This is a genomic window from Kitasatospora sp. NPDC059571 (assembly GCF_042735675.1).
Lineage (GTDB): Bacteria > Actinomycetota > Actinomycetes > Streptomycetales > Streptomycetaceae > Kitasatospora.
In genome coordinates this window covers 1-7,142 of the sequence record NZ_JBHWBW010000418.1, presented here as the reverse complement: position 1 = coordinate 7,142, position 7,142 = coordinate 1, and the positions used below count along the sequence as shown (strand labels likewise).

9 protein-coding genes are annotated in these 7,142 nt (G+C 74.8%); 7 read left to right on the top strand and 2 right to left on the bottom strand.

All coding sequences use genetic code 11. The annotated features are described in order from the left end of the window. Positions 1–6: 6 nt before the first annotated feature. Positions 7–405 (bottom strand): hypothetical protein, encoded by a 399-nt coding sequence (locus ACFV0G_RS31635; protein WP_380555442.1) that lies wholly within the window; start codon positions 403–405, stop codon positions 7–9. A 403-nt stretch (positions 406–808) separates the two neighbouring features. On the opposite strand from ACFV0G_RS31635, the gene ACFV0G_RS31630 reads away from it, so the two are divergent. The 6 genes from ACFV0G_RS31630 to ACFV0G_RS31605 all read left to right on the top strand — a co-directional run bounded on the left by ACFV0G_RS31630 (position 809) and on the right by ACFV0G_RS31605 (position 5,971). Next, on the top strand, positions 809–1,831 hold the full coding sequence (locus ACFV0G_RS31630; RefSeq protein ID WP_380555440.1) for an MBL fold metallo-hydrolase: 1,023 nt from the start codon (positions 809–811) through the stop codon (positions 1,829–1,831). 119 nt (positions 1,832–1,950) lie between these two features. Continuing rightward, a complete protein-coding gene (locus ACFV0G_RS31625; RefSeq protein ID WP_380555438.1) occupies positions 1,951–3,408 on the top strand; it encodes an ATP-binding protein in 1,458 nt (485 codons plus the stop codon). Beyond that, complete coding sequence (locus tag ACFV0G_RS31620; protein ID WP_380555436.1) at positions 3,405–3,830, top strand: roadblock/LC7 domain-containing protein; 426 nt, start codon at positions 3,405–3,407, stop codon at positions 3,828–3,830. The genes ACFV0G_RS31625 and ACFV0G_RS31620 overlap by 4 nt, the downstream gene beginning before the upstream one ends. Beyond that, positions 3,827–4,180 carry a DUF742 domain-containing protein gene (locus tag ACFV0G_RS31615; RefSeq protein ID WP_380555434.1) on the top strand — a complete coding sequence of 118 codons (354 nt, stop codon included), beginning with the start codon at positions 3,827–3,829 and terminating at the stop codon, positions 4,178–4,180. The genes ACFV0G_RS31620 and ACFV0G_RS31615 overlap by 4 nt, the downstream gene beginning before the upstream one ends. After that, the gene (locus ACFV0G_RS31610) at positions 4,158–4,760 is read left to right on the top strand and encodes an ATP/GTP-binding protein (protein WP_380555432.1); all 603 of its coding nucleotides are present in this window, start codon (positions 4,158–4,160) and stop codon (positions 4,758–4,760) included. The genes ACFV0G_RS31615 and ACFV0G_RS31610 overlap by 23 nt, the downstream gene beginning before the upstream one ends. Further along, complete coding sequence (locus ACFV0G_RS31605) at positions 4,757–5,971, top strand: cytochrome P450 (RefSeq protein WP_380555430.1); 1,215 nt, start codon at positions 4,757–4,759, stop codon at positions 5,969–5,971. The genes ACFV0G_RS31610 and ACFV0G_RS31605 overlap by 4 nt, the downstream gene beginning before the upstream one ends. A 68-nt stretch (positions 5,972–6,039) precedes the next feature. Here the strand turns inward: ACFV0G_RS31605 and ACFV0G_RS31600 are convergent, their stop codons facing one another. Next, complete coding sequence (locus ACFV0G_RS31600; RefSeq protein WP_380555428.1) at positions 6,040–6,495, bottom strand: DUF3291 domain-containing protein; 456 nt, start codon at positions 6,493–6,495, stop codon at positions 6,040–6,042. Between the two features lie 126 nt (positions 6,496–6,621). Between ACFV0G_RS31600 and ACFV0G_RS31595 the strand changes: the two genes are divergently transcribed. Then, a complete protein-coding gene (locus tag ACFV0G_RS31595; protein WP_380555426.1) occupies positions 6,622–7,137 on the top strand; it encodes a DinB family protein in 516 nt (171 codons plus the stop codon). Positions 7,138–7,142: the final 5 nt, after the last annotated feature.

Below are 7,142 nucleotides of genomic sequence, written 5' to 3'. Positions count from 1 at the left end.
GGGGCCCTACGGCTCGTGGTGGCCGCCGGGCGGGTGCGATTTAGTGCCGCCCCCCCCGGGGGGGGGGGCGCCGGCCCGGGGGGTCCGGGGGGGGCGGGCGGGCCCCCCCCCGCCCACGCAGCGGTCGCCCTTGGACGCGACCTTCAGTCCGCCGTAGACGAGGCCGCGCGGCACGTCGTCGGCGGGTATCGAGGCCACCGGCTGCGGCGCCTCGTCGTGGGCGGGTCCGGACGCCGCGACGGCGTCGAGCCCGGGTGCGGCAGCGGACGCGTGCGTCCGGTCCGCGGAGAGGACACCGTCGGTGACGGCGGTGCCGATGAAGACCCCCGTTGCGGCGATGGCGGCCGCGATCAGCACCGTGCGGGTGCTGCGCCGCCGTTTCACCACTCTTCTACGACCGGTCAAACCACATCTCTTTTCCTTCGGAGGGGTTGAGTGCCGGGAATCCTGCCAGAACGTCGGAGCGCTCAGGGCACGCGTGTTCTACGCGCGAAGAGGTACGCCTTTCAACGAAATTCCCCGAGCTGTCGACGTCTCCTCAACTTGCCGAATGGAGGCAAGAGTTGCCTATTTCGATCCACAAAGGAGCGAAATGATGGGGGACTTGGGACGTGCGCGACTTCACCAAAACGTTATGCTTCGCAATCCATCGTTAGACGGCCCGTCAAATAGTGCAATTGCACACCGTGGTCGGGAAATCACGCTCGATGGACCACCGCGCGGGGTCCGGTCCGGTGCCGGGCGCCCGGGCCGCCGATCTGCCCGGGCGCCTCCCGCCGCGCGGCCCGCACCGGCATAATCAACGCCCATGACGACCGCCCGTGCGAACATGAGCGCGATTGCCGAAGACCTGTACGCATGGCTCCCCCCGAAGCGGGGCTGGGGCCTGGCCAACTGCGGTCTGCTGGTCTCACCACGCTCCGCCGCGTGGATCGACACCCCGTACGACCCGTCGCTGGCCGGGGAGTTCCTCGCCGAGAGCCGCCGCCTCGCGCCGGGCACCCCGATCGACCGGGTGATCGTCACCCACGCCAACGGCGACCACCTGTGGGGCGCCGGGGTGCTGCCGGACGCCGAGGTGATCACCACCCGGGAGGCCCTGGAGCACATCCACTACGAGCCGACCCCCCAGCAGCAGCACGCCCTGATCGCCGGCGGCGACCCGCAGTCCCCGCTCGGCTGGTACCTCTCCCGGCACTTCGGCGGCTTCGACTGGTCGGCCACCGAGCCGGTCCACCCCACGCTGATGTTCCACGGCGAGCTGGAGCTGCGGGTCGGCGACCACCCGGTGCACGTCATCGGGCTCCCCCCGGCGCACACCGAGGGCGACCTCATCGTCCACCTCCCCCGCCAGCGGGCGGTCTTCGCGGGCGACGTCATCTTCGGGTCCACCGACCGGTTCCCCGGCGACCACCCGGTGCACTGGGCCGGGCCGCTGCAGAACGTCATCGACGCCTGCACCCGGATCCTGGACACCGGCGCCGAGATCGTCGTCCCCGGCCACGGCCCGGTGCTGGACCGCTCCGGCGTCCACGCGCACATCGACCACCTCCGGTACGTCCAGGAGCGCGCCCACGCCCTGCACGCCGCCGGCGTCCCGGCGCTCGACGCCGCCCGGGCCGTCATCGCCGAGCGCCGGTACCCCGAACTCGGCCTGCCGGAGCGCCTGGTGATCACCGTCGGCGCCGAGTACCGGCACCTGGACGCGACCCCGCTGCCCGGTGTCCTGGAGGTCATGTCGCAGGTCGCGACGGTGGCGCGGGAGCTGGAGGCGACCACGCTGCCCGGACCGCGCGGCGCCGCCGACGACCACGCGCAGCTGCCGGCCTGACCGGCCCGGCCGCGGCCCCACCGCGGCCCCGGGCGGGCACCGACAGCACGGGGCCCGCCGCCAGCCCGGACCGCCGCCCACCACCGGCGGTCCGGACCCCCATTCACCGAGGGACTTCGATGACCCAGATCGCGCTGCTCGCGCTGGCCGTCGTCTGCGCGGCCGCAACGGCCGCCGCCGGCGTCCAGGCGCGGGCCAGGCGGCATGCCGTCCGCCGGGCCGAGGCGGCCGCCACCGCCCTCGCACACGGCGAGGACCGCATCCGCGCGGTGGAGGCCCGGCTCGCCCGCAGCGAGGACCACGCCCGGGACTCCGCGGCCCGCCTCGCCCGCAGCGAGCACGAGGCCGCGGACGTCCGCACCAGGGCGGAGGCCCTGCTCAACGAGATCGACCTGCTCGCCGCGCAGCGGCTGCCGGCCGCCGCGCTGGCGCTCAGCCACCCCGGTGCGCCGGTGCCCCCGGTGCGGGAGCCGGACCTCGTCGGGGAGCGGGCCGCCCGGGCGCTGGACGCGGTGCTGGAGGCCGCGGCGGCCGCCGTGGTCGCCGAGCGCGAACGGGTCGACGCGGCGGCCCGCGCCGCGATGCGCGGCACCACCTCCAAGATCCAGACCCTGCTGTACCAGGTGCAGAGCCTGGTCCAGCAGGTGCAGCACGACAACGACGACCCCCGGCTGCTGGAGCTGGACTTCCGCAACGAGGTCGCGCTGCGCCGGATCCAGACCGTCGCCGTGCTCTGCGAGGCCTGGCCCGGCCTGGCCCGGGCCGACTCGCCGCTCGCCGAGGTGGTGCTCGGCGCACTGTCCCGGGTCCCCGGCTATCCGCGGATCAAGGTGGCCAACCATCTGAAGGAGGCGCGGCTGGCCGTGGTCGCCCGGGCCGCCGAGCCAGTGGCCGTCGCGGTCGCCGAACTGCTCGCCAACGCCACCGCGTACTCGCACCCGGACACCGAGGTGCCGGTCACCGTCCAGCAGGGCGGCCGGGGCGCGCTGGTCGTCATCGACGACAGCGGCATCGGCATGGACGACGACCAACTGGCGCGCGCCCGCAGGCTGCTGGCCGGCCCGCCGGAGGTCCTGCTGACCGAGCTCGGCAACCCGCCGAAGGCGGGCTTCGCCGTGGTCGGCCGGCTCGCCCGGCAGTACGGCTTCAGCTGCCACATCGAGCCGTCGCCCTACGGCGGGATGCGGACGATGCTCCGGCTGCCCGCGGCCCTGCTGACCGTGGTCGACGCCGACCAGCCGCTGTCGGTGCTGGCCCCGCAGCCCGTCCGGGCCGTCGCCGCACCGCAGCAGCCGGCCCCCGCCGAGCCGTCCGCCCACGCTCCCGCGGACACCGAACCGGGCGCCGTATCCGCCGTACCCGCCGCCGAGGCGCTGCCCAGCCGGCGCCGGCGGCGCCCGCTGCCCGCCGCGCCGGACGACGCGGCGGACGACGCCACCCGTGAACCACCCGCCGACCGCACACCGGAGCAGGCCGCCGCCCGCTGGCGCGCGCTCCAGAAGGGCACGGACGCCGGGCGCAGCGCCGCCGACCGGTCCGAGCCCGCCGCCGTACCGACCGAAGGAGCAGAGCAGTGAGCACGTCCCGCCGTCCCGCCACCGACGAGGTCTCGTGGGTGCTGACCCCGCTGCTCGAACTGCCCGGAGTGCGGCACGCGCTGATCGCGACCGGCGACGGGCTGGTCGAGGGCGCGTCGCCGGAGCTGGACCGGGCCTCCGCCGAGCGGGTGGCCGCGATGACGGCCACGCTGCACGCGGCGAGCCGGGCCTTCACCACGGCCTTCACCGACGAGGAGAAGCCGCGGCTGGCGCAGACCGTCGTGGAGTCCGACCTGGGCTTCGCGATCGTGGTGCCCGCCGGGCAGAACACCTCGCTGGCGGTGTTCGCCGAGCCGGACGCGCAGTTGGGCAACATCGCCTTCCAGATGCAGGTGCAGGTGGACGCCCTGGCCAGGGCGCTGGCAAGTCCGCCCCGGCAGTCGGACGGTGCGCAACGGTGAGCGGCGTCCCGCGCCGGCGCATGGTGCCCGCCTACCTGGTCACCGGCGGCCGGAGCAAGCCCGGCCGGACCGCCCTGGACCGGCTCACCGTGCTCCACGCGGCGGGCTCGGAACCCCCCGACGGCCTCGATCCCGAGCACCGCTCCCTGTGGGCGCTGCTGCGGGACGGCGCCCTGACCCTGGTGGAGGCCGCCGCGCACCTGCGGCTGCCGGTCAGTGCCACCCGCTTCCTCGCCGCCGACCTGGTGGAGGCGGGCCTGCTCCGGGCCCGCACCCCCGTCCCCCGTGCCCAGCAGATCGACCGCGCCCTCGTGGAGAGGCTCCTCGTTGGACTCCGAACCCTCCGGTAGCCGGGTCGGCTACCTGCCCGACCGGGACCAGACCCTGATGAAGGTGCTGGTCGCCGGCCCCTTCGGGGTCGGCAAGACCACCCTGATCCGGACCCTGTCCGAGATCCCGACCCTGCACACCGAGGAGGTCATGACCGAGACGGGGGCGCCGGTCGACGACGCCTCGGGGCTGCCCGGGAAGACCACCACCACGGTCGCCGTCGACTTCGGCCGGCTCACGGTCGGCGGCGACCTGGTGCTCTACCTCTTCGGCACGCCGGGGCAGCGGCGGTTCCTGCCGCTGTGGAACGACGTCGCCCGCGGGGCGCTCGGCGCGCTGGTGCTCGCCGACACCCGCCGGCTCGCCGAGTCCTTCGAGGTGATGGACCTCGTCGAGGAGCAGGGGCTGCCGTACGCGGTGGCGGTGAACTGCTTCCCCGACGCGCCCGCGCACCCGCCGGAGGTGCTCCGCGCCCATCTGGACCTGCACCCCGACACCCCGCTGGTGCTCTGCGACGCGCGGGAGCGGGCGGGCAGCGCCGAGGCCCTGATCGCCCTCGCCGAACACGTCCTGAACGGCCTGCCCCGGGAGCCCCGGTGACCCCATACGACGCACCGCCGGTCGACCTCTACGGGCCGGCGTTCGCCGCCGACCCGCACCGCCACTACGAGCGGCTGCGCGGCTTCGGCGCGCTCGCCCCGGTCGCCCTGGCGCCGGGGGTGACGGCGCTGCTGGTCACCGATTATCAGGCGGCGCTGGACGTGCTGCGCGACTCCGAGACGTTCTCCAAGGACCCGCGGCCGGCGCGGGATCCGCTGCCCGCCGACTCCCCGCTGCTGCCGGTGCTCGGCTGGCGGCCGACCGCGCTGTTCAGCGACGGCGAGGTGCACCGGCGCTACCGGCAGGTGATCACCGACGGACTGGCGCTGATCGAGCCGCACACCCTGCAGAAGCGGGTGGCCGAGGTCGCCGCGGCGCTGATCGAGCGCTTCGACGGCGTCGGCACGGCCGACCTGATCTCCCAGTACGCCCGGCAGTTGCCGCTGTTCGTCTTCAACACCTGGTTCGGGGTGGCACCGCAGGACAGCGACCGGCTGGTGGCCGGGATGGCCGGGATGATGGAGTCCCAGCAGAAGGCCCTGGCCGCGTACGGCGACCTGGTCGCGGTGGTCACCGGGATGGTCGCGGACCGGCGCGCCCACGCCCGCAACGACCTCACCTCGTGGTTCCTGCACCACCCGGCGGGGCTGGACAACGACGAGGTGGTGCGGCAGATCACGCTCACCATGAGCGCGGGGCACGAGCCCACCACCAACCTGATCGGCAACGCGCTGCTGCGGGTGCTGACCGACGACCGGTACGCGGGCTCGCTGTTCGGCGGGGCGATGACGGCGCACCAGGCGATCGACGAGGTGCTGTGGCACGAGCCGCCACTCGCCAACTTCTCCGCCCACTACCCGCGGTACGACATCGAGTTCCACGGGCGGCGGATCGCCGCGGGCGAACTGGTGCTGGTCTCCTACGCCGCGGCCAACTCCGAGGCGGCGCCGCCGCCGGGGGACGACGCGCTGCGCAGCGGCGCCAGCGCCCACCTCGCCTGGGCCGCCGGGCCGCACGCCTGCCCGGCCCGCGACCCGGCCCTGCTGATCGCGATCACCGCGATCGAGCAGCTGACCAGCCGCCTCGGCGACCTGGAGCTCGCCGTCCCGGCGGAGGCCCTGGTCTGGCGCCCGGGCCCGTTCCACCGCGCCCTGGTGAGCCTCCCGGTGCGCTTCACGCCGCTGGTCCACGAGCGGCCGGCCGCGCTCTGACGCACCGCCCGCCCTGCCCCGGCCGGTCCGGTCGGGGCGGGGCGGGGCGGGGCAGGGCGCAGGTCGGGTCAGGCCGCGGGCGCCGGGAAGGACTCGCGGAAGGTGAAGGCGTCGGGGCCGGGGCCCTTGGCGCGCAGCAGGTCGAGCCGCTGCTCGGCCTCGGCGACGGTAGGGCGGTGCCCGGCCGGCACCCACCAGAGCACGGTCATCACCTCGGAGACGCGGGCGAACCACTCGCGGCGGCGGCGCAGCACCTCGCGGTGGAGCGGGCTGTAGACGTACGCCTCCAGGGCGGCGGGGTCACGCCACACCGACAGGTTGACGAGCAGTCGGTCGTCGCCGTAGATCAGGGCGTCGCTGCCGCTGTCCTCCGAGAGCCGCCAGACGAAGCCGTCGGCCTTGTCGGCGGCGGCGTTGACCGGGTCCAGGGCGGCGACGAAGTCGGCGAGCAGGTCGCTGTCGAGCGGGGCCAGCAGCAGGGCGATGTTCAACTGGGCGAGTTCGTAGTGGGATTCGGAGGTCATGCGGCCACTGTACGAAGGGTGCGCGGGCGGCCGCAGCGCTGTCCACGGCCGGGCGGGCGGCAGCGGCACTGCCGGGTGCGGCGAAAGGCACTGGCGGGTGCGGCACCGTCCGGGCATGATCGCGCCATGACCTGGACCGCACCTGACATCACCCGTACCGGCGGCTCGCTGGTGGCCGGCGAGCGCGAGATGCTGCTCGGCTACCTCGGCTGGCAGCGCGACACCCTCCTGCTCAAGTGCCAGGGGCTGACGGGGGAACAGCTCGCGCTGCGCCCGCTGCCGGCCTCGAACCTCTCCCTGCTCGGGCTGGTCCGGCACCTGGCGAAGGTGGAGCGGACCTGGTTCCGGGAGCGGGTGGCGGGCCTCCCGGTGCCGCGGCTGTACGCGGAGTCCGGCGCCAAGGACGCCGACTTCGACGAACTGGACCCGGCCCGCGCGGCGGAGGACTACGACCGGCTGCTGGAGGAGCGCCGGCTGGCGGACGAGGTGCTGGCGAAGGCCCGGTTGGACGACACCTTCGTGCTGGACGGCGAGGAGTACTCCGTCCGGCTGGTGCTCTGCCACCTGGTGTCCGAGTACGCCCGCCACAACGGCCACGCCGACCTGCTGCGCGAGCGCCTCGACGGCGCCACCGGCGGCTGATCGGC